At 41.6% G+C, this 22,769-nt stretch carries 25 protein-coding genes (1 of these 25 running past the window's edge); 16 read left to right on the forward strand and 9 right to left on the reverse strand.

Going from position 1 to position 22,769, the window contains the following annotated elements:
* Window positions 1–111: 111 nt before the first annotated feature.
* Both ACY8D0_RS01895 and ACY8D0_RS01900 read right to left on the reverse strand, forming a co-directional pair.
* A complete protein-coding gene (locus tag ACY8D0_RS01895) occupies window positions 112–300 on the reverse strand; it encodes a YfhD family protein (protein WP_462408818.1) in 189 nt (62 codons plus the stop codon).
* A 92-nt stretch (window positions 301–392) separates the two neighbouring features.
* Window positions 393–524: a YfhE family protein gene (locus ACY8D0_RS01900; RefSeq protein ID WP_074433001.1), complete on the reverse strand. Its 132-nt coding sequence runs from the start codon at window positions 522–524 to the stop codon at window positions 393–395.
* A gap of 167 nt (window positions 525–691) precedes the next feature.
* On the opposite strand from ACY8D0_RS01900, the gene recX reads away from it, so the two are divergent.
* A complete protein-coding gene (gene recX, locus ACY8D0_RS01905) occupies window positions 692–1,516 on the forward strand; it encodes a recombination regulator RecX (protein WP_462408819.1) in 825 nt (274 codons plus the stop codon).
* A gap of 40 nt (window positions 1,517–1,556) precedes the next feature.
* Window positions 1,557–1,880, forward strand: coding sequence for a YfhH family protein (locus tag ACY8D0_RS01910; protein WP_462409924.1), 324 nt, complete (start codon window positions 1,557–1,559; stop codon window positions 1,878–1,880).
* A 90-nt stretch (window positions 1,881–1,970) separates the two neighbouring features.
* On the opposite strand, the gene ACY8D0_RS01915 is transcribed toward ACY8D0_RS01910, so the two are convergent.
* Window positions 1,971–2,147, reverse strand: coding sequence for a small, acid-soluble spore protein K (locus ACY8D0_RS01915; RefSeq protein ID WP_462408820.1), 177 nt, complete (start codon window positions 2,145–2,147; stop codon window positions 1,971–1,973).
* Between the two features lie 131 nt (window positions 2,148–2,278).
* On the opposite strand from ACY8D0_RS01915, the gene ACY8D0_RS01920 reads away from it, so the two are divergent.
* The gene (locus ACY8D0_RS01920) at window positions 2,279–2,548 is read left to right on the forward strand and encodes a YfhJ family protein (RefSeq protein WP_462408821.1); all 270 of its coding nucleotides are present in this window, start codon (window positions 2,279–2,281) and stop codon (window positions 2,546–2,548) included.
* Between the two features lie 30 nt (window positions 2,549–2,578).
* Here the strand turns inward: ACY8D0_RS01920 and ACY8D0_RS01925 are convergent, their stop codons facing one another.
* Window positions 2,579–3,559, reverse strand: a complete 981-nt coding sequence (locus tag ACY8D0_RS01925) for a metal-dependent hydrolase (RefSeq protein ID WP_462408822.1) — start codon at window positions 3,557–3,559, stop codon at window positions 2,579–2,581.
* Between the two features lie 123 nt (window positions 3,560–3,682).
* Between ACY8D0_RS01925 and mutY the strand changes: the two genes are divergently transcribed.
* Window positions 3,683–4,780: an A/G-specific adenine glycosylase gene (gene mutY / locus ACY8D0_RS01930; RefSeq protein WP_462408823.1), complete on the forward strand. Its 1,098-nt coding sequence runs from the start codon at window positions 3,683–3,685 to the stop codon at window positions 4,778–4,780.
* 184 nt (window positions 4,781–4,964) lie between these two features.
* Here the strand turns inward: mutY and ACY8D0_RS01935 are convergent, their stop codons facing one another.
* Entirely contained in the window at window positions 4,965–5,189 is a 225-nt protein-coding gene (locus ACY8D0_RS01935; RefSeq protein WP_462409925.1) for a hypothetical protein, read from the reverse strand.
* A 112-nt stretch (window positions 5,190–5,301) separates the two neighbouring features.
* Between ACY8D0_RS01935 and fabL the strand changes: the two genes are divergently transcribed.
* The 5 genes from fabL to ACY8D0_RS01960 all read left to right on the forward strand — a co-directional run bounded on the left by fabL (window position 5,302) and on the right by ACY8D0_RS01960 (window position 9,779).
* Complete coding sequence (gene fabL, locus ACY8D0_RS01940) at window positions 5,302–6,051, forward strand: enoyl-[acyl-carrier-protein] reductase FabL (protein ID WP_462408824.1); 750 nt, start codon at window positions 5,302–5,304, stop codon at window positions 6,049–6,051.
* A 72-nt stretch (window positions 6,052–6,123) separates the two neighbouring features.
* A complete protein-coding gene (locus ACY8D0_RS01945) occupies window positions 6,124–6,456 on the forward strand; it encodes a gamma-type small acid-soluble spore protein (RefSeq protein WP_462408825.1) in 333 nt (110 codons plus the stop codon).
* A 518-nt stretch (window positions 6,457–6,974) separates the two neighbouring features.
* On the forward strand, window positions 6,975–7,232 hold the full coding sequence (locus ACY8D0_RS01950) for a YgaB family protein (protein WP_462408826.1): 258 nt from the start codon (window positions 6,975–6,977) through the stop codon (window positions 7,230–7,232).
* Between the two features lie 169 nt (window positions 7,233–7,401).
* Window positions 7,402–7,932, forward strand: a complete 531-nt coding sequence (ntdP, locus tag ACY8D0_RS01955; RefSeq protein ID WP_462409926.1) for a nucleoside tri-diphosphate phosphatase — start codon at window positions 7,402–7,404, stop codon at window positions 7,930–7,932.
* An 83-nt stretch (window positions 7,933–8,015) separates the two neighbouring features.
* Window positions 8,016–9,779: an ABC transporter ATP-binding protein gene (locus ACY8D0_RS01960; protein ID WP_462408827.1), complete on the forward strand. Its 1,764-nt coding sequence runs from the start codon at window positions 8,016–8,018 to the stop codon at window positions 9,777–9,779.
* 18 nt (window positions 9,780–9,797) lie between these two features.
* On the opposite strand, the gene ACY8D0_RS01965 is transcribed toward ACY8D0_RS01960, so the two are convergent.
* The 3 genes from ACY8D0_RS01965 to ACY8D0_RS01975 all read right to left on the reverse strand — a co-directional run bounded on the left by ACY8D0_RS01965 (window position 9,798) and on the right by ACY8D0_RS01975 (window position 17,208).
* Complete coding sequence (locus ACY8D0_RS01965) at window positions 9,798–10,871, reverse strand: FUSC family protein (protein WP_462408828.1); 1,074 nt, start codon at window positions 10,869–10,871, stop codon at window positions 9,798–9,800.
* Between the two features lie 245 nt (window positions 10,872–11,116).
* Window positions 11,117–15,586 (reverse strand): glutamate synthase-related protein, encoded by a 4,470-nt coding sequence (locus ACY8D0_RS01970; protein ID WP_462408829.1) that lies wholly within the window; start codon window positions 15,584–15,586, stop codon window positions 11,117–11,119.
* 326 nt (window positions 15,587–15,912) lie between these two features.
* The gene (locus tag ACY8D0_RS01975; RefSeq protein ID WP_462408830.1) at window positions 15,913–17,208 is read right to left on the reverse strand and encodes a glutamate-1-semialdehyde 2,1-aminomutase; all 1,296 of its coding nucleotides are present in this window, start codon (window positions 17,206–17,208) and stop codon (window positions 15,913–15,915) included.
* Window positions 17,209–17,463: 255 nt separating this feature from the next.
* Between ACY8D0_RS01975 and ACY8D0_RS01980 the strand changes: the two genes are divergently transcribed.
* The 6 genes from ACY8D0_RS01980 (at window position 17,464) to perR (ending at window position 21,916) form a co-directional block, all read left to right on the forward strand.
* Window positions 17,464–18,480: an ABC transporter ATP-binding protein gene (locus tag ACY8D0_RS01980; protein ID WP_462408831.1), complete on the forward strand. Its 1,017-nt coding sequence runs from the start codon at window positions 17,464–17,466 to the stop codon at window positions 18,478–18,480.
* Entirely contained in the window at window positions 18,473–19,264 is a 792-nt protein-coding gene (locus ACY8D0_RS01985) for an ABC transporter permease (protein WP_462408832.1), read from the forward strand. Before ACY8D0_RS01980 ends, ACY8D0_RS01985 begins: the two co-directional genes overlap by 8 nt.
* Window positions 19,265–19,266: 2 nt before the next feature.
* On the forward strand, window positions 19,267–20,052 hold the full coding sequence (locus ACY8D0_RS01990; RefSeq protein WP_462408833.1) for an ABC transporter permease: 786 nt from the start codon (window positions 19,267–19,269) through the stop codon (window positions 20,050–20,052).
* Window positions 20,053–20,257: 205 nt separating this feature from the next.
* A complete protein-coding gene (locus ACY8D0_RS01995) occupies window positions 20,258–20,557 on the forward strand; it encodes an ion channel (protein WP_462408834.1) in 300 nt (99 codons plus the stop codon).
* A 79-nt stretch (window positions 20,558–20,636) separates the two neighbouring features.
* On the forward strand, window positions 20,637–21,104 hold the full coding sequence (gene bcp, locus ACY8D0_RS02000; protein WP_462408835.1) for a thioredoxin-dependent thiol peroxidase: 468 nt from the start codon (window positions 20,637–20,639) through the stop codon (window positions 21,102–21,104).
* A 374-nt stretch (window positions 21,105–21,478) separates the two neighbouring features.
* Window positions 21,479–21,916 carry a peroxide-responsive transcriptional repressor PerR gene (gene perR, locus ACY8D0_RS02005; protein ID WP_462408836.1) on the forward strand — a complete coding sequence of 146 codons (438 nt, stop codon included), beginning with the start codon at window positions 21,479–21,481 and terminating at the stop codon, window positions 21,914–21,916.
* Between the two features lie 108 nt (window positions 21,917–22,024).
* Here the strand turns inward: perR and ACY8D0_RS02010 are convergent, their stop codons facing one another.
* Window positions 22,025–22,375 carry a YgzB family protein gene (locus ACY8D0_RS02010; protein WP_462409927.1) on the reverse strand — a complete coding sequence of 117 codons (351 nt, stop codon included), beginning with the start codon at window positions 22,373–22,375 and terminating at the stop codon, window positions 22,025–22,027.
* Window positions 22,376–22,528: 153 nt separating this feature from the next.
* Between ACY8D0_RS02010 and ACY8D0_RS02015 the strand changes: the two genes are divergently transcribed.
* Window positions 22,529–22,769, forward strand: partial view of a nucleotidyltransferase-like protein gene (locus tag ACY8D0_RS02015; protein ID WP_462408837.1) — the 5' end (the start) only. It continues 635 nt past the right edge of the window; the window shows 241 of its 876 coding nt (coding positions 1–241); it begins with the start codon at window positions 22,529–22,531; the stop codon falls past the right edge of the window.

The raw sequence follows: 22,769 nt of genomic DNA on the forward strand, positions 1-22,769 counted from the left end.
CTCCCGCAGGAGTCTGAACTTATCCGCTCCCATAAACAGGGTAAAAAACAACAATATCGTTTCACAGAGCCTTTTGAAAAAATGGCGCAGACCAGGACGCCTGCGTTTTTCTTAGTCGTTTCTTCTATTGGCGGCACGCTGGTTGGCTGCGTCGGCCCGTGCTTGTGCTTCCATATCCTCTTGATCAGCCAACTCTCTTGAAAATTCCACATCATATCCATCATATTTCATATCTTTTGGCACCTGTGGCAAAGATGCCTTATTTTTATCGCGAGTTTTGTGTCCGTGTGAACGGCCCATTGTAAAAACCCCTTTCACTTGTCGGTTTGAAAGCCGTAAAGGCTCCCATTACTAGGATGAACAAATGAACAGGGGTTATTAATGGAATAATTTTATAGCTTCGTTTTTCGGTCGGTGAAACCGCCAGCACGGTCGGCCATTTTAAATTCACGCTGGTATAATACCTCTTGAGTGCTTGTTAATGAATACTTTCCACGGTTTTTATCCTTTTTTCGATCTCCCATTCCGATTCATTCCTTTCGCCATTTAGAGATAAATTGGTACAAAGTGCACCTGCTGACATTTTTTCCTAATTTGCTATGAATCATACTAATAAATTTTATTTGTCCAAAACAGAAAAGTTAAATACAAAACCGGGAATATGGTAAAGTAAGGGGGAGAGGTGAAGGAAATGGCCATCATCACAAAAATCACCACCCAACAGAAAAATGAGGACAGGTTTAATTTATTTCTGGATAAAGGTAAAGGCGAAGAATACGCTTTTAGTGTGGACAGTGATGTTCTCATTAAGTTCGGATTAAAAAAAGGAATGGAAATAGATGAATTTTCAATTATGGAAGTTCAATACCAAGATGATATCCGCAAAGCCTATAACCTTGCTATTCACTATTTGGCGCGGAGAATGAGATCGGAAAAAGAGGTCAGGGAATATTTGCTGAAAAAAGAACTGGATAAGCCCATTATCAATGAGGTACTCCATAAATTAGCGAACCAGAATTATCTCCACGATGAAGAGTTTGCCATGGCCTTTGTGAGAACCCAAGTCCAAACAAGCGATAAGGGACCGGATATCATTAAACAGGAACTAAAGGAAAAAGGAATTGCTGAAGATTTCATTTTAAGGGCTCTGAAAGAATTTCCTCAAGAGTTGCAATTGGACAAGGCAGTCAAGCTGAGCCAAAAATTTTTCAATAAATCATCAAAGGAATCCCTAAAAATCCAAAAACAAAAGCTTGAACAAATGCTGGTACGAAAAGGGTACCCGTTTGGAATTATCCAGGTTGCCGCTACGGAGCTGCAAGATAACGGGCAAGAGCAAGCAGAATTTGCAGCCATCCAATATCAAGGAGCAAAAGCCCACAGGAAGTTCTCCCAATACAACGGGTTCGAGTACGAGCAGAAAATGAAGCAGGCATTGTACCGTAAAGGATTTTCCATGGAACTGATTGAAAAATACTTAGCCCATATATCAAGTGAAAATCAAGAGTTCACCTGAATCCAAATATAAAATAATAGAAGAACTGGATGTGAAGGATATGCAGCAGGAGAAACGATATAGTGAGTTGACCGCTCAACAATTAAACCAGGAAATAGCCAATCTGAAAGAGCAGGCAAGAAAAGCGGAGCAGATGGGCATGGTGAGTGAGTTTGCCGTGCTTGAAAGAAAGGTCCAAATGGCACGTGCTTATTTGTTGGACCCACATGATTTTAAAAAGGGAGAAATATACGAAATTGAAGGAGCACCAGGAGAATATTTTAAAGTTGAATATTTGAATGGCGTGTTTGCCTGGGGCTACCGTCTAGGGGGGAACGGCAGTGAAGAGGCATTGCCGATATCCATGCTAAATGAACTGAAATGAAACAGGAACAAACCAGAGAATGGCATTCTCTGGTTTGTAGAAGTGTCCAAAAGTTGATATCGTTTGTAAATCAGCGACAAACTTTAGCTTCTATTTCCAAACTTGCGGCGCTTCGTCATCGCGTGCTGAGGATGCTCTCATCCGCTCTTGTGGATGGGTATTGATTGTTCCGTCGGCCCTTTTTGATGCATATTCTGCTTTTGCCCGTGGCTCCCCGTCAAAATTTTGTTTATTTTGGTTAGGGAAATTTCTCTGTTTATTTCTCATGCTTTACCTCCAAAAAAGGGAATGAGAAACCGTGTAAGGCGGTGCGCATGCTCCGTCCCTACCCGTATTATTAATATTCACGTAAAGGTTTTGTCTTATGATAATAAGAAATTGGCAGGAAGTGAATTCAAATGAATGATTACCAAGAAAAGCTAACCAAACTGTTACTCGATAAGAATGAACAACTTTCCTACAATCAAGCCCGTACTTGGGTAGAGTTGCTGTGGGATGACTTTGAAACTACTCAAGCAAAGGCGGGGCATGAATATAAGGGCAGTGAAATGACCGAAAGAATTGTAAAGCAGTGGATTGAAAATTATGGGCCGAAGCTTCATGATTTTATTGCCTCCAATCCGAAATACGAAAAATACTTAAACCAAAATAAAAACATGTTACATTAAACAGGAAAACTCGCCAAAAGGCGAGTTTTTTTAACTTGGCAATATTCCCAGTTTCTTCCGCAACTTTTTCTCGCTGTAAACCCAGCCGGTATATGAACTGATTGGCATCAGGTTCATATCCAATTGGACCACGGCCACAAACGGGTAATGGCCATTGCTGCGGTAGCGCAAATCAATGAATCTGACTTCAAAATGATCATCGAACTCATCCACTTCCCAGCGGTACACCGGTGAAAAGGAAAGAAAAGCGGCAATATTTTCGTCCTTTTTTGCTGCGTCAATGACAGGTGTTCGCGGAACAGGAACCCGTTTAAATTTGTCCAGAATTTCTACCTTACCTTTGGTCGCCCTGCCGACGAAAAATAAGTCCTTATTCATCGCCGCAATCCGCCATTGGTGGAATCTCATGGTAGGGGCAACAATAATTTCTTCAGCATCAGGAATTATTGACCGGACCTCAACCAATACTTTCTTTTTGACTTGATATCTTTTTAAATAATAGGCAATCACTACCAAAAACATCGCGAGGAAGGTATATCCGGGATGTGCTCCGACGACCCAAATAAAAATCGCGATTACATGAATCCCAAATATAAATGGGTCAAACGTATTAATCACGCCAAGTGCAACCCACTTAGCGGAGAATGGCCTTAGAGCCTGAGTGCCATAAGCATTAAAAATGTCAACAAAAACATGGATGAAAACGGCAGCAAATATCCATCCCCATAAATGCAAAAGGTTGGCCCCAGGGAAAAATGGATACAGGATAGCCAATATCACAAGTGGCCATAAGACAACCGCAGGAACAGAATGAGTAATGCCGCGGTGATTCCGAATATAGATCGCGTTGTTTCGCAATTTTAAAACAGTGTCAATATCTGGTATTTGCGAGCCTGCAATAACACCGATTAACACACTGGTTGTGGTGGCGTGACTCGCGGCAACGGCCGGATCCAATGTTGCAAGACCTCCAAGTGCAATTCCCATTACAACATGAGTTCCAGTATCCAAAAGAAAAAATCTCCCTTCAAATTTCTTGTCAAAAAAGATATTATCCGTTATCGTTTAAAACAAACTGTTAAGTATTATATTCCCCTTTTTTTTAGTGCTTACTAGCAGGAGGAACTAAACGTTATGTTAATTGAACAAAAAATTTCCAAAAAAATCAATATAAATGCCTTTCAACAGGACCTAATTTCTTGGTTCAAGCAAGAACAGCGTGATTTGCCATGGAGAAAAGATAAAGACCCTTACAAGGTATGGGTATCAGAAATCATGTTGCAGCAGACAAGAGTGGATACCGTGATTCCCTATTTTAACCGGTTTATCGACTGGTTCCCGACAATAGAAGATTTAGCCGAGGCCGACGAGGAGAAAGTGCTTAAGGCCTGGGAGGGACTCGGGTACTATTCAAGAGTCCGTAATCTTCAATCGGCCGTTAAAGAGGTGAAAGAAAAATATAACGGTGAAGTGCCAAAATCCCCAGAAGAAATTTCTGATTTAAAAGGGGTTGGGCCTTATACTGCCGGTGCCATCTTAAGTATCGCTTACGGAATCCCGGAGCCGGCGGTTGACGGGAATGTCATGCGGGTCCTTTCAAGGGTTTTATTGATTTGGGATGATATTGCAAGACCCGCATCCCGCAAGGTTTTTGAACAGGCGGTCAGGGAACTGATTTCCCATGATGACCCATCCTCCTTTAACCAAGCATTGATGGAGTTGGGTGCCTTGATCTGTACGCCTTCCTCCCCGTCTTGCTTGCTCTGTCCTGTCCGGGAGCATTGCCAAGCTTTTGAAGAAGGCGTTCAAACCGAATTGCCGGTGAAGACAAAAAAGACCAAAACCCGCCGGGTACAGCTTGCTTCTGCCATACTTATGGACGGGAATGGGAGATTATTGATTCATAAACGGCCGGCCAATGGTCTTTTGGCGAACTTGTGGGAATTTCCAAATATCGAAATACTTCCACCATTACAGCATGAACGGGAGGCCATTAGACAACAATTCAAAGAAACTTTCCAACTTGATGTCCGGTTAGAAACTATTATTGGCCAAATTGAGCATGTATTTTCCCATTTGATATGGAATATCGAGGTCTATACCGGAAAAATCGGCAACAAATTGCAGGAAAATGAAGAATGGAAACTCGTAACGATAGATGAACTTCAAAATTTCGCCTTTCCGGTACCGCATCAAAAAATGTTTAAAATATTTCTGGATTCTCAATCATAAAACGCCGCATTGCGGCGTTTCTATTTTTCTTACTGTTAAATATAGCTATTGATTTCCACCCCAGCCGCATACTCCCGCAGTGGTCGAGTTTATCCGCTCCAATCAACTGGGTTATATAAAATCAACAATATGGTTTAATAGAACCATTTTATTAGGAACGATTGTTCAGGTCAACTAAACCCGATTAATCATATACAATTTTCGTGCCATGTGTATAATCCGCTTCATTGCGTTTCATTCCGCCCCGTGCCTCGATCTCCTCGATAATTTGCCGGTGGATCGATTGTCCTTCACTGTTTAAATACGGTGTCATTTGCTGCATTGCATGATGAAAAAAGGCCAGCTCACTTTCATGCCACTTTGATTTAGCCATCATCGACAACTCGGTTATATCCCGTCCAACATACATCATATTACGTCCTTTCTAGTGGTGATTATAGTTTAGTTTTTCTACTATGCATTGTCTTCTATTCATGGAAAAGCTAAAATGAAAGCAGTATAGAAAAAGGATGGGATTCGTAATGACACAAAAAGTAGCATTAATCACCGGGAGCAGCAGAGGCATTGGAAAAGCAACTGCAATTAAATTGGCGCAAGCCGGATACGATATTGTAATAAATTACGCCAGAAGCAAAAAAGGGGCATTGGAAACAGCTGAACAAGTGGAGGCGTTGGGAAGAAGAGCGCTGATTATAAAGGCAAACGTCGGGGATGTAGCAAAAATAAAAGACATGTTTGCACAAATTGACCAAGAGTTTGGCCGGCTGGATGTATTTGTCAACAACGCAGCATCGGGGGTGCAACGCCCTGCAATGGAGTTGGAAGAAACTCATTGGGATTGGACCCTTAATATAAACAGCAAGGCCTTGTTATTTTGCGCGCAAGAGGCGGCAAAATTGATGGAGCGAAACGGCGGAGGGAAAATCGTAAGTATCAGCTCGCTAGGGTCAATCCGCTATTTAGAAAACTATACCGCTGTCGGTGTTTCTAAAGCTGCCCTCGAAGCACTTACCAGGTATTTGGCAGTTGAATTGGCATCAAAGAATATCGTGGTCAATGCGGTATCTGGCGGGGCCGTTGATACAGAAGCATTAACGCATTTTCCAAACCGAGAGGAACTGCTTCAGGAGGCAGCAGATAAGACACCAGCAGGAAGAATGGTTGAAATTGAGGATATGGTAAATTGTGTTATGTTCTTGTTATCTGATGCTTCAAGCATGATTCGCGGCCAAACCATTATTGTGGATGGTGGAATTTCGCTTCTCGTTTAAAAAATTTTTTTAAAATTTTTGGGGATAAACTCCACAGGGAAGGGTAAATTAATTCTCGTGGAGGTGATAACTATGGCAAATTTCAATCAACAGCCAAACAAAACAAGTGCAGGAACTAACATCCAACAAGTAAGACAACAAAACGCACAATCTGCTGGCGCAGGTTCTGCAGGTTCTTTTGGCACTGAGTTTGCAAGTGAAACAAATGCACAAGAAGTAAGACAACAAAACGCTCGCTCTGCTCGTGCAGGTTCAACTGGCGCTGGAGCAGCTGGAGCAGGCTCTGCAGGTGCATTCGGCACTGAATTTGCAAGCGAAACAAACGCTCAAGAAGTAAGACAACAAAACCAACAAGCTGAATCACGTAAAAGCCAAAATTCTGGCGGCCAATTCGGTCAAAGCTAATTAAACATACTGAAGAAGAAGGTATTCCAAGAACGTTGGAATACCTTCTTTTTTGATGCAGCTGAATAGGGGCTTAAGCTTTTTATAAGAAATATATCTGGACTTTGAGAATTGTCCAGCTCCAGCGGCCTTGCGCCGAGACGCCTTCGGTCTCCGCCCTACGTTAGGTCAAGTACGAATGCGCCCCGGTTTTCGTGTTTCCTTTAGCTAATCGGAATTTGTTCCCCAAATTCCGAACGCATAAGTTCAACTACGCATCTGACTTCGCCTTACGGATTGCCAGACGGCGAGTTTTCACTTATCTCAGTTAGAGCCTATACAAGGAAGGCTTCGGCAGCATATTCATCGCAGGAACAAAAAGCGTTAGCTGTTTGGAGGAGGCCATACGGTACTGACCAGGGCGCTTACGCTTTTCGTGTATTCGACAAAACTTCTTTAGAGTCTACATAATTGGATGAAGGATTATGGTCACTTCCAAAGAATAGTTATTAAATAGAAACTTTAAGGCGGTGATGGGAGTGGACCAATTTAACAAACTGGTTTCCGAGCAAATGGTAACAATGGAGAAATTACTGTACTTACAGGCTGAGCTTGAACGCTGCCAGAAGATTGAAGCAGAACTGCAAGCCTTGCAAAGTGAGACTGACTTGGAAAGTGTCCAAACCGATATTAAGGTCATGAAGGAGGAGCTAAAGCAAATTCAACGCACCTTTGAGAAACAAACCGAAGAGGTCATCAATACCTATCGGGAAATGAATTTGACGTCGTCTTTATAAAAATCCACAAATTTTTACATTGAGCCATAGGGAAATATGGCTCTTTTGTTTTAAATTCCACTCTGAACCGTTATAATAATAGTAAGTAGGTATATTTATCTTTGCTGCATTTATCGTAAATGGATGAGGAAAGCTGCGAAGAGCGTTAAAAATGAAGGTAGGGGAGAAAATGGGCGTACCCAACGAAGGTGAACCGGTACAAATACATAGCTATAAACACAATGGGCACATCCATCGCGTCTGGGAAGAAACGACTGTTTTAAAAGGGTCGCAAAACTTAGTCATTGGCGCAAATGATCGGACACTTGTAACGGAATCAGATGGCAGGACATGGATTACAAGGGAACCGGCTATTTGTTACTTTCACTCGCAATACTGGTTTAATGTCATTGGCATGATTCGTGAGGACGGTATTTATTACTATTGCAATCTTAGTTCACCGTTTATTTTCGATGGTGAAGCACTTAAGTACATCGATTATGATCTTGATATAAAGGTATATCCTGATATGACGTTTAACTTGCTAGATGAGGATGAGTATGAACGCCATCGCCGTGAAATGAATTACCCTGATGTGATTGACCAGATTTTAAAGCGGAATGTCGAAAAACTGATTCAGTGGATTAGACAAAAAAATGGTCCTTTTGCGCCTGATTTTATTGATATCTGGTATGAACGATATCTCACATACAGACGTTAGCCGATGTGTCTAAATCAAACGCCTGTTGATTGCGGTCAACAGGTTTTTATCTGTCTTCAAAAAAGAGAAAGGTGAGGGGAAGCTTGAACAGCATACGCCGTTATTTAGAGTTTGTCAAACCATATCGGTGGCAGATACTCGCAACCATTATGATTGGGTTAATTAAGTTTTCCATTCCGCTTATTTTGCCCCTATTAATTAAATATGTGGTCGATGATGTTTTGGGGAATCATGGGTTAACAAATGGTGAAAAAGTAAACAAACTTTTTCTCATGATGGGTGTCATGATCGTTATTTTTGTTATTCTCAGGCCGCCAATCGAGTATTACAGGCAGTATTTTGCCCAATGGACATCCAACAAAATCCTATATGACCTTCGAGGTGTCCTGTATAAACATATCCAGAAATTAAGCTTCAAATATTATGCAAATAGTAGGGCTGGAGAGATTATCTCCCGTATTATCAATGATGTGGAGCAAACCAAAACCTTCGTGGTAACCGGGCTAATGAACATTTGGCTGGATATGGCCACAATCGTCATTGCCATTATTGTGATGTTTACCATGAATGTCAGGTTAACTGTTGTATCCATTTTGCTATTTCCTTTATATGCCTTTTCCATTAAATACTTTTTTGGGAAATTACGTACATTGACCAGGGCTAGGTCACAAGCTCTTGCCAGTGTCCAGAGTTATTTGCATGAGCGTGTGCAAGGCATGGCCATCATCAAAAGTTTTGCGATTGAGGGACATGAGCAGGCATTGTTTGATAAGCAGAATAAAAACTTCTTGGAAAAAGCCCTTCAGCATACAAGTTGGAATGCCAAGTCCTTTGCGGCGGTTAATACGGTTACGGACATAGCTCCATTGTTAGTGATTGGCTATTCGGCCTATTTAGTCATCAATGGCCAGCTTACATTAGGAACCATGGTGGCTTTTTACGCCTATATCGATAAACTGTATAATCCCTTACGGCGCTTGGTCAATTCATCCACCACGATTACACAGTCATTTGCATCCATGGACCGTGTGTTTGAATTGTTGGATGAAAAATATGATGTCGTTGATTCCCCGAATGCAACGGAATGCAGGAACGTAAAAGGAAATATCTCCTTTGAGAATGTTTCGTTTGCTTATAACGAGGACGACGGGATGGTGTTAAAGGACATTAATCTCCATGTTAAAAGCGGCGAAACGATCGCTCTTGTCGGTATGAGCGGAGGTGGCAAGTCTACAATCGTAAGTCTGATTCCACGCTTTTATGATGTGACAACAGGGAGAATTACGTTAGATGGAACCGATGTCCGGCAAATTAAAATCCAATCCTTAAGGGACAAAATTGGCGTTGTGTTTCAGGATAATATCTTGTTTAGCGAGTCCGTGAAAGAAAATATTTTGCTGGGGAAACCTGATGCATCGGATGAGGAAGTCTACCGGGCTGCAAAGGCTGCCAGTGCCGATGAATTTATCCGCCATCTAGCAGAAGGGTACGATACAAGGGTAGGGGAACGCGGTGTGAAACTTTCAGGAGGCCAAAAGCAGCGGATTGCGATTGCAAGGGTGTTTTTGAAGAATCCGCCAATCTTAATCTTGGATGAGGCCACTTCCGCTCTCGACTTGGAAAGCGAGCACTTAATTCAGGAATCATTAAATGAACTGGCTAAGGACCGCACAACCTTTATCGTGGCCCATCGGCTATCGACCATTACACATGCCGACAGAATTGTGTTGATAGACCATGGCCGTATTGCCGAAGTGGGAACGCATGATGAATTAATGGCCATAAAAGGTGGTTATTATAAATTATTTCAAGTCCAGCAATTGGAAACAACAAAAGCCGAAGCATAGTATTTGCTTCGGCTTTTCTTATACATGGTTTTTATCTTCAATCGCAATCTCATTATGGTGAAATGAATGAAAACTGGTAATTAACAAATCCAAATGCTCAATATGTTCGCTATACTCTATAATGGTTGCCACAATCTGCATGGTATGGAAGAGGTGTGGGTTATCTTCATCCAACTCTCTTGGCTGTGCTAGAAACATTTTAAATAGCTGTTGATTATTGGCGAGAACATCTCCTTCGTTTTCAGATGAAGGCAAAGGGATCTTCCCGATAAACCGGAGCATCAGCTGCTCATGCCGGTAAATAAGTAAATCCAGTTGTTCTTGTATAACAGATTCAAATTCTGCCGGTAAGTGCAGCAATTCATTTTCAAACCTGTGTAACTTTTTTAATGTATCTAACCCTTTTTTGTCGGTTAAAATCATCTGCCGGAATATGACCAGCTTTCTTGACTTCTCCAAATATGATTTCTTTAAATAAATGCGTTCTTCCTTATACATGGAATAAAATTCGTCCATCATCTTCACATTCTTTTTTATGCTTTCAATTTCGGATTTAAGCAAATGGTGGTCGTAATCATGACGGGAGCTTAGGCGAATCCAGCGGATAATCTCTTCAGTGGTGCTAATAATTTTGTTATATAGCTTGTTTTCATATTTAGGCGGCATAAATACCAGATTGACTAAAAATGATGAAAATACGCCAATCATGATGGTAGAGAAACGAATTCCGGCAAAGGTAATGAAAGTTTCTCCCGTGCTCTCCATGATTGATATTAGGGTTACGAGAGAAAGTCCGATGGTGTTTTCGAGTTTCAATTTAAGGTTGATCATGATGACAATGATTGCCGCGAGGCCGATGATAATGAAATGATTGCCCAAAACAAGGACGAAAATAACGGCAATCAATGCACCAATCAGATTTCCTTGGATTTGTTCTATAATAGTTAAATAGGAACGGTAGATGGTTGGCTGAATAGCGAATATGGCAGCAATGGCTGCAAACACAGGAGAAGGGGAGTGCAGCAATTGGGCTAAATAGAGAGATAGAACAATGGCAATTCCCGTTTTAAAAATGCGGGCACCTAGCTTCATTAATACTGATTCCTTTCAAAAAATAAATTCGATGTACATCATTTTAGATAAGAAACTAATTAAGTACTATACAGGGATTGGAACATTTTATCAAGAGAAATTAGATGGATTTCCCCGTAAAAAAGTTGCTATCATGTGAACATAAACCAAAAAACTGCAGGCTGTGTGGTTTCATGGTAAATCTGGTAAAAATAAAGCGTCCGCAGCCTAAGCCGCGGGCGCTTGAATCATTTTCATCAGCTATATTATTCTGTTGATACAGATGGATCAGCTTGCTCTTTGACTGGGACAATCTCGATGAAGTGATCTTCCGGGTTGTTTAACAGCGCCCGGAGTTGTTCCGCTTCCTCAGTCTGACCATTTTGCTCCAGTAGAGCCGTATATTTGGACAATAATTCATTAATATCTTGTTTTCCATTTTCGGAAAGATTATTAACAGATACTTTTGCCCCTTTTGCAATCCGTCTTCTAATCGCATCTTTAGTTAATCCCAATTCAGACTGATTTCGGACATAAACTACGCCGCCAGTCATTCCGGCACAAATCCATGGTCCTGGGTCACCTAAAACTAAGCCGCGGCCGTTCGTCATATATTCAAAGGCAAATCCTTTAATATTGGCGTTGGCGCCGATATTGCCATTTTCCTTTTCAGGTAATGGCTTTTTGATCTGGCCTCCAATAATCAGGTCCGCACCCGAGAGGCGGATACCGGCACGTGCATCGGCATTCCCTTGTGCCACTAAGAGGCCCTTTTGGGCTCCATAGCCAAAGCCTTTTCCGACTGATCCATTTACATATCGGCCGTTTTTCCCTTTGGATTTTAATACATAAATGTTACCGCCAAAGGATGTTTTGCCGACTCCGTCCTGACCGCCGCCATTAACGGTGATTTCAATTCCTTCGCTATTGTAGGCTCCCAAGCCATTTCCAGGAATAGAGCCTTCCTTATATTTAAGCTGTACTTTCGGAAGCTGTTTGTAAGAGCCATCCAATCTTCCGCGGACACGGTGGCAGGAAACGCGGCTTCCCAATACCCGCTGTTCAGATGTGATGCTAACAAATTCCCGGGAAGAATGCAGCTGCTCAACGCTTGCATCCAAGTATTCCGCACCCGCTGCAACCTGCATTTGAGATTGTTCAAGGGATTTTGGCGTCTCCATTTTAGAAAATTGGCTAATTTCCAATGGTTTTAACATGTGGGTAAGATTTAACTTGGTTTCGCCTGATACCTGCTCCAATAACTCAGAATGACCGACTGCGTCTTGAAGGTTACGGATTCCCAGTGAAGCCGCCAATGCTTTCACTTCATTTCCAAAAGCTGTGTAAAGATTCATGATTCCTTGGACAGCCACTTCCATTTGGCGCGGTATAAATCTACGGAGACCATGTTCTTTTGCTTGTGCTTCCGTTTCGATTTGGGTGGCAATACCCACATGGCAGGTGTCCAAATGGCATCCGCGGCAAGTGGTACAACCGATTGCCAGCATGGATAGAGTTCCAAAGCCAATCCGGTTCGCACCAAGCAGCATGACCTTGATAACATCCATCGCGCTCTTCATACCGCCATCTGCCCAAATTTCAACCTTGTGGCGCAAGCCGCTTTCAAGTAACGCATTGTGGGCTGCTTTTACCCCGATTTCGACTGGAAGACCCACGTGCTGCAAGGCATGAATTCTGGCAGCTCCTGTACCGCCGTCAAAACCGCTAAGTGTAATAATATCCGCACCGGCTTTGGCAATACCGACTGCAATGGTTCCAATGTTTGGTACAACAGGAACTTTTACTGCGATTTTTGCTTGGTCATTGGCGGTTTTTAGTTCGTGAATCATTTGTGCCAAATCTTCTATTGAATAAATGTCATGATTGTTTGATGGTGAAATTAAGTCAGATCCAAGTGTGGCATTCCGTGCGGCTGCTACCTTGGCTGTCACTTTGGAACCAGGCAAGTGGCCGCCTTCACCAGGCTTGGCGCCTTGGCCGATTTTGATTTCCAACAGATTGGATGAATTTAATAGCTCCGCATTTACCCCAAAACGGCCCGATGCAATTTGCTGCCCGCGTGTCTTTGGATACTTGCCAAGCATATCTTTGATTTCGCCGCCTTCTCCATTCAGGCTGACCATGTTCAATCTGTCGGCACCTTCCGCGTAAGCTCTAAAGGCAATCTCGTTTTGTGAGCCGAAAGACATGGACGAAATCACAAACGGCAAATCATGTTCCCCGACACGAATATCGACATCTTCAGGTGAAACAGGTTTATTGTTCATTTTTAATCCAACCAGATGGCGGATGGTAGTAGGGTTCTCCGCTTCCTGCTCTGAAATCTTATCCCGGTATGCACCATAATCTCCTGTTGCGGCGATATCCCCTATAGCCTTCCAGATCCGCGGGAAGAGGTGGAACGTTTTCCCGAGTCGTTCTTTTTCATTATTGTAATCGGCTGCTCTTTTTAGAGAGTCGGCTTTTAAGGCCTCAAAATCTGCTTCGATTTCTTTCGAACCGAAAAAGTTGGTTGTATTGAGAAATTCTGCAATAGACTCATGCAGTCCGATGCTCGAGAACAACCGGCCATATCCGCGCAGTTCGTGAATCCCGATTGTAGAAATGACTTTCTCTAAACCTTTAGTTAAAGCGCTATATAGATTGATTAATGGCTTTTCAGTTTCATTTAGCACTGTTAAAAACATGTAATACGGGCTAATCAAATCGGCCCCTAAACCGAATACCGTAATAATATCGTGCAGGGAGCGAATCGCTGCCGAGCGTAACAGTATAGAACAGTCTCTTCTTAGTTCTGCCTTGACCAATGCCTGGTCGATAGCAGATGTCACCAAGTGGGGATCAATCCAATAGAAATCTTCTTGATGGGCTTTTGCATCATCGAGAATTAATAACGTTTTGCCTGCCTGAACGGCATGAACCGCTTCATTTGCTAGTCTTTCTAGTGCTTGGTTCATGCTTTCTTCTTTGGAGAAAGTCATAGAAATATAGGCTGCCAGTTTTCTGTCTTGATAATATTGTGCAACTTGATCAAAGCTAGGCTGCCCTAAGCTTTCAGCACAGGTAAAGCCAGCCTTGCCTTCCAATAACAGGGGAGTTGTCAATTCAATAACGGCTTCAGCTTCCCCATTTGAAAATAATCCTGGCCGTTTCCCGATAATGACACGTGTTGAGAAGTGCTCTGTTTCCCTGTCACGGTCAATAGCAGGGTTTGTGACGACCGCTACACTTTCCTTGATATAATCCGCAATATTAACACGCTCTGGATTCAAGGCAGCAAGCGGGGCATCGTGTCCAAGAGAGCGGATTGGTTCTACTCCTTTTTCAGCCATCTGTTCAATCAATTGAATATGGTCTCTTTCCCAGCCAAACGCCTTATACTGACCGTTATGGATTTTATCAGGATAATTCATGGTAACGGTTTTGCTTAACGCTGGCGGCTGCAAACGAGCTCTTGCGTTCTTAAGGTTTAGCCGAGGGGAGAACCTGTTATATACTTCTTCCTGATAACGGCTATGCTCATAAACATCTAATGTATTGCCATTCCATTTGAAACCTACCTTTTCGCCTGGTGCTAAAGGTTTAGGATCGTTCACATACTCGCTTGTCGGAATGATCCCAGGTTCGGAAGAGAATAGATAAGAGCTTTCAGTTTCAAGCATCCACAGTGGACGCAAACCTAATGCATCGACACTGAATACAGCTTCATCGCCGTATCTGGAAATGATTCCAGCTGGACCTTGGGCGAAATGTCCCCACGCTTCTCGGAGATAAGTATATAAATCTTGCAAATGCGTTGGATACGATTTAATTTCGTTAACGATTGGCGGAAATAATAAATCCATTGCCTCGAATAAGGTGTATTGGTCACGGCAAATCAACGTTTCCATCGTTCTGCTTAAATCTTGGGAATCACTGCCGTCTTTTACAAGTGGAACACCAATCATTTTGGCTTCATCGCGCAATTTTGCGATTGTATTAATTTCTCCGTTATGGCCAAGAACACTAAATGGCTGGACACGGAAAAAGCTTGAAAGTGTGTTGGTGGAATATCGGTTATGTCCAAGTGTCATAGTTGAAGCCACAAGTGGATTAGCTAAGTCTTGGTAATACCGTGGAAGAATGTCCCCGGCACCCATTACTTTGTATACCGCATGATTTTGACTTAATGACGCAACATGTACATGTTCATTGGTTTCAAAATCAATCAACGTTTCAAACAGAATGTTATTTAATTCATGGGCCTTTTTATCAGATAAACAAGCAAATTGCCAAAACACAGGGTTTTCTTGGATGGCGATCGGGCCAAGGGCGTCTGGATTGGTCACTTTATCAGTTTCATAAACTAATTCCAGTCCGTGAGAAACAAGTTTTTCCTGTAATTCTAGTTTAGTAGTTTTCCAGTCTGCCTTTTGACTGATAAAAATATGTCCGACGGAAAAATCATCCCGGTCGACCAGCGCGCTGTCGAGACCGCTCTTGTGCAATTTTTCTTTCCAAAGTTCAATTGGAATATCGAGGTGAATCCCAACTCCATCGCCTTCTCCGTTAATGAATCCAGCACGGTGATTCATGGTCACAAGGGCATTTATACAATCGAAAATATTTTTCCTGGTTGGCACCTTATTTTTTTCAAGGCACGCGACGATTCCACAGGCATCATGTTCGTCTTTGTGAAAATCTTTAAATTGGGAAGGGGTCCATCTTTGGGTCATAAATAGTGGGCTTCGTTAGGTAACCTTAGGAAGCCGCTTCACCTCCTATGAAACTTATAATTTGGAAAAATTGTATGAGTTGGTTAGAAAATATATCATACTTTGGTCGGACTTAAAGCCGTCAAAAGACAGCGCAAAAAATATAATGTAATCATATCATAAGAATTTTCAGAAATCAAATAAATATACAATAATTTGGATGGAAAATGTTGAACGGAAAATCAATAAACTGAACAGGAAAAGTATTAATGTAAACGGTTTCAATAAAAATAGAAGAAATATTGGGAGTGATTTCCACTCCCAACCCCTGCATAAAATATGCATAATTATTCTTCTTTTAGTAGTGAAAATGCATTTCTAACTGCATTTATTGTCGCCAAAACATCCTCTTTTGTATGGGCAATCGTCAAAAACCATGCTTCATATTTAGAAGGGGCAAGATTAATCCCCTGCTTAAGCATCAGTTTAAAAAACTTCCCGAACATGGCTCCGTCGGTTCTTTCGGCCTGCTCGTAGTTTTCAATCTTTTCATTTGTAAAGAATACGGTGAATGCACCTTTCAAACGATTGATGGTAATTTGAATGCCGTTTTCTTTTGCCGCCTCTAAAATGCCTTCTTCCAGCATAGCTCCAAGCCGGTCTAAATACTCATAGACTCCTTCTTGTTTTAAAACCTCAAGGCAGGCGATTCCGGCAAGCATGGAGGCTGGATTTCCTGCCATGGTCCCGGCTTGATAGGCCGGGCCAAGCGGCGCGACTGTTTCCATTATTTCTTTTCGTCCGCCATAAGCGCCAATCGGCAGGCCGCCGCCGATAATTTTGCCCATAGCCGTTAAATCCGGCTTAATTCCTAATAGGTCTTGGGCACCGCCATACATGAACCGAAAAGCTGTAATGACTTCATCATAAATTACTAGTGCACCCGCATGGTGGGTTAATTCGTTCACTTGTTCCAAGAAACCGGGGTTTGGCTCCACAATTCCAAAATTGCCGACAATTGGTTCCACTAATACTGCCGCCACTTGGTCCCCCCATTTTTCTAGAGCCTGTTTCAAGGGTTCAATTGAATTAAAAGGAACCGTAATTACTTCTTCCGCAATGCTCTTTGGTACTCCGGCGGAATCCGGCGTTCCTAATGTAGATGGACCGGAACCTGCTGCCACCAGAACCAGGTCGGAGTGGCCATGGTAGCAACCGGCAAATTTGATGATTTTAGTGCGGCCTGTATATGCTCGGGCCACACGGATAGTCGTCATCACGGCCTCTGTGCCTGAATTGACGAACCGTACCTTATCCATGGATGGAATCGCTTCTTTCAGCATTTTGGCGAATTTGACTTCATGGGGTGTTGGCGTGCCGTAAAGGACACCAGTTTCAGCTGCACGTTTAATTGCTTCTGTAATATGTGGGTGCGCATGACCGGTAATAATCGGTCCATAGGCCGCCAAGTAATCAATGTATTGATTGCCGTCAACATCCCAAAAGTAAGCGCCTTGGGCCCGCTCCATCGCTACAGGTGAACCGCCTCCTACAGCTTTGTAGGAACGGGAAGGGCTGTTTACTCCTCCTACAATATGTTCCAATGCATCTTTATGTAATCTTTCAGAATGAGTAAAATGCACGATAATTCCTCCTAAAAATTTAATCCTTTCCTATTTTAACACGTTTTTCCTGGCCGATAGGAAAATTAAAAATTTCCCTATCAGGCATAAGTACAACTATGCCTCTGTCTTCGCCCTAACGGGCTCGCCAATCGGCAAGTTTTCTTTATATTAACTTTTCGACAATTTCATATCCCATTTATTTTAGGCCAGAAGGTTGTATTACAGAACGAATTTGATTAAACTAACTTTTTGGGCAAGTTAGGAGGTACACAAATGAGCAATGCGATCGAAGTGGAAAATTTACGGAAAGAATTTAAGGTTTATTCCAGCCGGAAAGGATTAAAAGGGGCCTTTCGGGACTTATTTACACGAAATGAAAGGATTATCCCTGCGGTAAATGACATTCATTTTACCGTCAAACAAGGTGAAATGGTGGGATACATAGGTGAAAATGGGGCCGGTAAGTCGACAACCATCAAGATGTTAACAGGGATATTAACACCGACTTCCGGGCGGATTTTAGTAAATGGGATGAATCCTCATAAAGAACGTGAAAAATTCGTCCAAACCATTGGGGTTGTATTCGGGCAGAGGTCACAATTATGGTGGGATATTGCAGTTCAAGAATCATTCCGCCTGTTAAAAAAAGTATATAAAGTATCCGATGAACACTATGACGATCATATGAACCATGTCATTAAAACATTGGATATCGAACCATTGTTGGACAAGCCTGTTCGAAAATTATCATTGGGGCAGAGAATGAGATGCGAGCTGGCTGCCGCATTGATCCACAATCCGCCGCTGTTGTTTTTGGATGAACCGACCATCGGACTGGATGTTCTGGTCAAATTAAAAATCCGGGAGTTTTTAAAAGAAATCAATGAAAAATACAATACCACAATATTATTAACCACCCATGACCTTTCGGATATTGAGGCTCTCTGCGAGCGGGTGATTATGCTTGATGAGGGAAAGGTTATTTATGATGGGGCCTTACACCATTTAAAGGAAACGTGGGGGGAAGGGAAAGAACTTCATTTTCAATTTCTTGAGAATGTTGATTTGGAATCCATACAAGTAGTTACAGCCGGCCTTCCCGTTAAATGGGAACTGGATGAAAAAGAGCATCTCTTTATTGCTTATATGGAAGATAACGATGAACTGATTTCACAGCTTATAGCCGCGACAGTGGCCGCTTATAAAATTAAGGACTTAAAAATCCACGAGACTTCAACAGAAGAAATTATTCGTAATATCTATGAAAAGGGTGCAGTCAAGCTTGGATAAATACTTGGAAATGATCAGAATCCGCTTTTTGATGATGCTCGCATATCGAACCAATTACTATACGGGTATCCTCATATACGGCATCAACATTGGTGCTTATTACTTTTTATGGTCGGCCATATATGGAGGAAAGGAACAAATCCAAGGGCTTTCTATCGCTCAAATGACCACATATGTGGCCATCTCGTGGATGGCCAGGGCGTTTTACTTTAACAATTTAGACCGGGAGATGGCGGTCGAAATTATGGATGGACGGGTGGCAGTAGAATTAATCAGACCTTACAATTATATGATGATGAAAGTGATGCAGGCTCTTGGAGAAGGTATTTTTAGATTGTTCCTATTTTCTGTTCCCGGACTTTTGATTGTCTATTTTATTTTTCCCATTCATTTTACATGGGATTTAACCGTTTGGGTTCTTTTTGCCGTTTCCATTTTGTTGAGTTTTTTCATCAACACGGAGATCAATTTATTGACAGGGATTACTACTTTTTTTCTATATAATAATGCCGGACTGATCCGCGCCAAACGTGTCATTATTGATTTGTTCTCCGGGCTGATTTTGCCAATCAGCTTTTTTCCGGTTTGGGCGCAAAGTGTTATGAACTACCTCCCGTTTCAGGGAATCAGCTATATACCCTCGATGATTTTTACTAAGGGTTTTTCTGCTGAACAGGCTGTTATGGCAATTGGCCAGCAAACCATTTGGGTGTTAATTCTAATCATACCTATACATCTGCTTTGGAATTTAGCCAAAAAACTGCTGGTGATTCAGGGGGGATAAGCATGTTTTATGTATCAATGTTATTTCAATATATGTCCCAATATATCAAGACACGACTTCAATACCGGGCAGATATACTGGTCGAATTTTTTTCGGATTTGCTCTCACAATCCGTTAATCTCGTATTTATTTTGGTTGTTTTTGGCCATACGGATTTTTTGGGAGGATGGACTCGGGACGAAATTATTTTCATTTATGGATTTTTCTTGGTTCCTTCTGCTGTTTTTTCTGCCTTTTTTAATATCTGGGATTTTAATGAGCGATATATCGTTAAAGGGGAGCTGGACCGCATTTTGACCAGGCCGATCCATAGCCTGTTTCAAATCATTTTAGAAAGACTAGAGCTGGAGGGACTGCTTGGGGCGGTCACTGGAATCGCCGTCATGGTTTATGCCGGAAGCAGAATGGGGCTAACCCTCGCATGGTATGATCCTTTTCTATTTATCCTGTTTGTCATTGGCGGTGCCCTTGTCTATGGAGGGGTCTTTATCATGCTGGCCTGCATCAGCTTTTGGGCGGACGCCCGAACCTCCATTATGCCCATGATGTATAATATCAGCAATTATGGCCGATATCCGATTAATATTTATAATAAAATCATTCGTTTTGTTTTAACGTGGATTCTCCCGTTTGCGTTTGTAGGGGTTTATCCGGCCTCGTATTTTTTAGGAAGAAAAGAATTCCTCTTTTATTCATTATTAACTCCACTTATCGGTGTGATATTTTTTACCTTGTCCATTGTTTTATGGAATCAAGGAGTTAAACGGTACCGTGGCGCAGGAAATTAGTCCAATGAACTTGGAAAATAAAATATTTGAAAACCAGGCCAATTGGTCTGGTTTTGATATTTTATCGGCCAAGCCGGCATAAAGATAGACTAACGGATATCGATGGGGTGGTTTAGTGCTCTACTTTTTGCTGGTCATTGTTATTTTTTGCATTTTCATGAGTATCCGCACATTATTTATTCCCAATATTATTAAGGGGAAATTGGTGTCGGTTGATAATTTCTTTTATTTAGGAATCTGTTATTTATCTGTCATTATTGGATTTGGCTTAATTTATTTATTGTTTGAGCTAATGGGATTGTCAGTCCTTAAAGAGATGGGCGGGAAAAACCATAATATCTTTGAAACCAGTTTTTATTTTAGTGCGATGATGCTTTTTTCTGTTGGGAATGGCGACGTCATTCCACAGGGGATTGGCAGGCTGGTGGCGGTAACGGAAGCCCTGGTTGGCTACACATTGCCGGCCGCTTTCGTGGCCAAAGTGATGTCCGGCAAGGAAAGGTAACGCTGTGCACAAAGGTTGTTTAATAGTTGATTTTTAGTTAGTCTATTAATAAAAGAATGAAATTATTGGAGTGGTTAATATGGCAGTGGAAGCTGGAGTGCAGGCGCCTGATTTTACGTTAGAAGCCCAGACGGGGGAAAAAGTGACCCTATCCGATTTTAAAGGAAAAAATATAGTGCTTTATTTTTATCCGAAAGACATGACACCAGGCTGCACGACTGAAGCATGCGACTTTAGGGATATGCATGCCCAATTTGAAGAATTAAATGCGGTTATTTTAGGGATTAGTCCTGACCCTGTCAATCGTCATCAAAAATTCACAGAAAAATATGGCCTGCCATTTCTTTTGCTGGCAGACCCTGAACATGAAATAGCGGAAGCCTATGGTGTTTGGAAGTTAAAGAAAAATTACGGCAGAGAGTATATGGGAATTGAACGGTCCACGTTTATTATCGATCGACAGGGACAAATTGCGAATGCATGGCGGAAAGTTCAGGTGAAAGGCCATGTGGAAGAAGCATTGAGTTATATAAAGGAAAACCTTTAAACAATAGGCAGCCTATTTTCTTGATAAAAGGCTTTTGTCCAATACAACAATGCTCGAATTGAATATCATTTTATTAGGGCATACCTCCTCAGATAAAATTTTCGGGTCCAGAGTGGCCCGTTTTTTTTTTGCAATTCAATCGAAACGACATATGCACCTCGGCAAAAAACGTTGCTAAGAAGAAAAAATTTCAGGGGAAAGAAATTTTCGGAGATGTTTATCATAAAATACAAACAAGTCTGTTTGGAGTTGTGGCGGAATTGGATACGGGAGTACTGTGTTTGCCGTATAACAATATTGACAAAAGTACAAAATACCTAGTAAAATAAATTATAACAATTATAATATAAGAATTTATTTTAGAAAAGAGGTGCATGACGATGAATCAATTAAAAGAAGCGTTGGATACCTTAAAGGATACGGGCGTTCGGATTACTCCACAACGTCATGCGATACTGGAATATTTAATAAGCTCGATGTCACATCCCACTGCTGATGAAATCTACAAGGCTTTGGAGGGGAAATTCCCAAATATGAGTGTGGCGACGGTTTACAATAATTTAAGAGTATTTCGCGAAGTTGGCCTAGTTAAGGAACTGACTTATGGGGATTCATCCAGCCGATTCGATTTTGTCACCACACAGCATTACCACGTAATTTGTGAAAGGTGCGGAAAAATAGTGGATTTCCATTATCCAGGATTAGATGAAGTCGAACATTTGGCAACTCATGTTACGGGCTTTAAAGTGTCTAACCACCGAATGGAGATTTATGGTACCTGTCCGGATTGTGCTGGTAAAGAAGTACATTAGGCATATTGATCATGAAAAGGCTGATTCTATTGCGGGTCGGTCTTTTGCGGTTGTATAATAAATAAAAAATGACCGAATCTATCCATCACAATAGTTTCGGTCATTTTTTTATTTAGATGATTTTCTGTTATAAGACTCATCAAAATCTTGACCTTCAAGGTTTCGATCTAATGTCAAAGGTTCCCGGCAATGCATGCACATGTCAACTCTGCCGAGTATTTTGGTCGGCTTACCACAATTGGGGCATTTAACCTGAATCGCTTTGGTTGATAGCATGCCAATCCAGAAATAGACAACCATACTGGCCACGATGAAAAGAAGTCCGAAAATCATAAGTATGGTCATAATAATGGGTGAATTCCGAAAATAAACTCCGGCATACATGATAATAAAACCAATAAAAATTAAAGATAATGCAAAGGTTCGAATTTTATTTATTTTGCTCGAATTTTTTGCCATCATGCTCCCTCCTAAAAAAACTATAACACACTTAATCATAATATGGAAAAAGGACTAGCGGTAAGGGTGTCGAATATTGTCTGTTTTTTTTGAAGGAGTTTTATCATTACTGTCGAACATATAATGCTATTGATAAAAATGGAGGTAGGATGAATGGAAGACATTCTTCGGCCAATTTACCAAGAGAGGGCCGGCCAATCAAATACTTTGGGAGTTTTAATGGTTGAAAAAAGACAAAAGCCAAGTCAAACAACCGATACATTTGATGTGATTTTATTGGTGATTGTAAAAGAGGCAGAGCACCCGACTTTTATTAAACACTATACATTTGATGATAAGAAAGCTGCTATGCATATTGTGACTGAAGCGCAAGTCCAAGAATGGATTTTGCTTG

It is taken from the genome of Neobacillus camarae, assembly GCF_054950115.1.

What these genes read in the sequence shown, in the direction of transcription:
- ACY8D0_RS01895 (WP_462408818.1), bottom strand. Translation starts at nt 300, where the DNA reads ATGGGCCGTTCACACGGACACAAAACTCGCGATAAAAATAAGGCATCT.
- ACY8D0_RS01900 (WP_074433001.1), bottom strand. Translation starts at nt 524, where the DNA reads ATGGGAGATCGAAAAAAGGATAAAAACCGTGGAAAGTATTCATTAACA.
- recX (WP_462408819.1), top strand. Translation starts at nt 692, where the DNA reads ATGGCCATCATCACAAAAATCACCACCCAACAGAAAAATGAGGACAGG.
- ACY8D0_RS01910 (WP_462409924.1), top strand. Translation starts at nt 1,557, where the DNA reads ATGCAGCAGGAGAAACGATATAGTGAGTTGACCGCTCAACAATTAAAC.
- ACY8D0_RS01915 (WP_462408820.1), bottom strand. Translation starts at nt 2,147, where the DNA reads ATGAGAAATAAACAGAGAAATTTCCCTAACCAAAATAAACAAAATTTT.
- ACY8D0_RS01920 (WP_462408821.1), top strand. Translation starts at nt 2,279, where the DNA reads ATGAATGATTACCAAGAAAAGCTAACCAAACTGTTACTCGATAAGAAT.
- mutY (WP_462408823.1), top strand. Translation starts at nt 3,683, where the DNA reads ATGTTAATTGAACAAAAAATTTCCAAAAAAATCAATATAAATGCCTTT.
- ACY8D0_RS01935 (WP_462409925.1), bottom strand. Translation starts at nt 5,189, where the DNA reads ATGTATGTTGGACGGGATATAACCGAGTTGTCGATGATGGCTAAATCA.
- fabL (WP_462408824.1), top strand. Translation starts at nt 5,302, where the DNA reads ATGACACAAAAAGTAGCATTAATCACCGGGAGCAGCAGAGGCATTGGA.
- ACY8D0_RS01945 (WP_462408825.1), top strand. Translation starts at nt 6,124, where the DNA reads ATGGCAAATTTCAATCAACAGCCAAACAAAACAAGTGCAGGAACTAAC.
- ntdP (WP_462409926.1), top strand. Translation starts at nt 7,402, where the DNA reads ATGGGCGTACCCAACGAAGGTGAACCGGTACAAATACATAGCTATAAA.
- ACY8D0_RS01965 (WP_462408828.1), bottom strand. Translation starts at nt 10,871, where the DNA reads ATGAAGCTAGGTGCCCGCATTTTTAAAACGGGAATTGCCATTGTTCTA.
- ACY8D0_RS01970 (WP_462408829.1), bottom strand. Translation starts at nt 15,586, where the DNA reads ATGACCCAAAGATGGACCCCTTCCCAATTTAAAGATTTTCACAAAGAC.
- ACY8D0_RS01980 (WP_462408831.1), top strand. Translation starts at nt 17,464, where the DNA reads ATGAGCAATGCGATCGAAGTGGAAAATTTACGGAAAGAATTTAAGGTT.
- ACY8D0_RS01990 (WP_462408833.1), top strand. Translation starts at nt 19,267, where the DNA reads ATGTTTTATGTATCAATGTTATTTCAATATATGTCCCAATATATCAAG.
- bcp (WP_462408835.1), top strand. Translation starts at nt 20,637, where the DNA reads ATGGCAGTGGAAGCTGGAGTGCAGGCGCCTGATTTTACGTTAGAAGCC.
- perR (WP_462408836.1), top strand. Translation starts at nt 21,479, where the DNA reads ATGACGATGAATCAATTAAAAGAAGCGTTGGATACCTTAAAGGATACG.
- ACY8D0_RS02010 (WP_462409927.1), bottom strand. Translation starts at nt 22,375, where the DNA reads ATGGCAAAAAATTCGAGCAAAATAAATAAAATTCGAACCTTTGCATTA.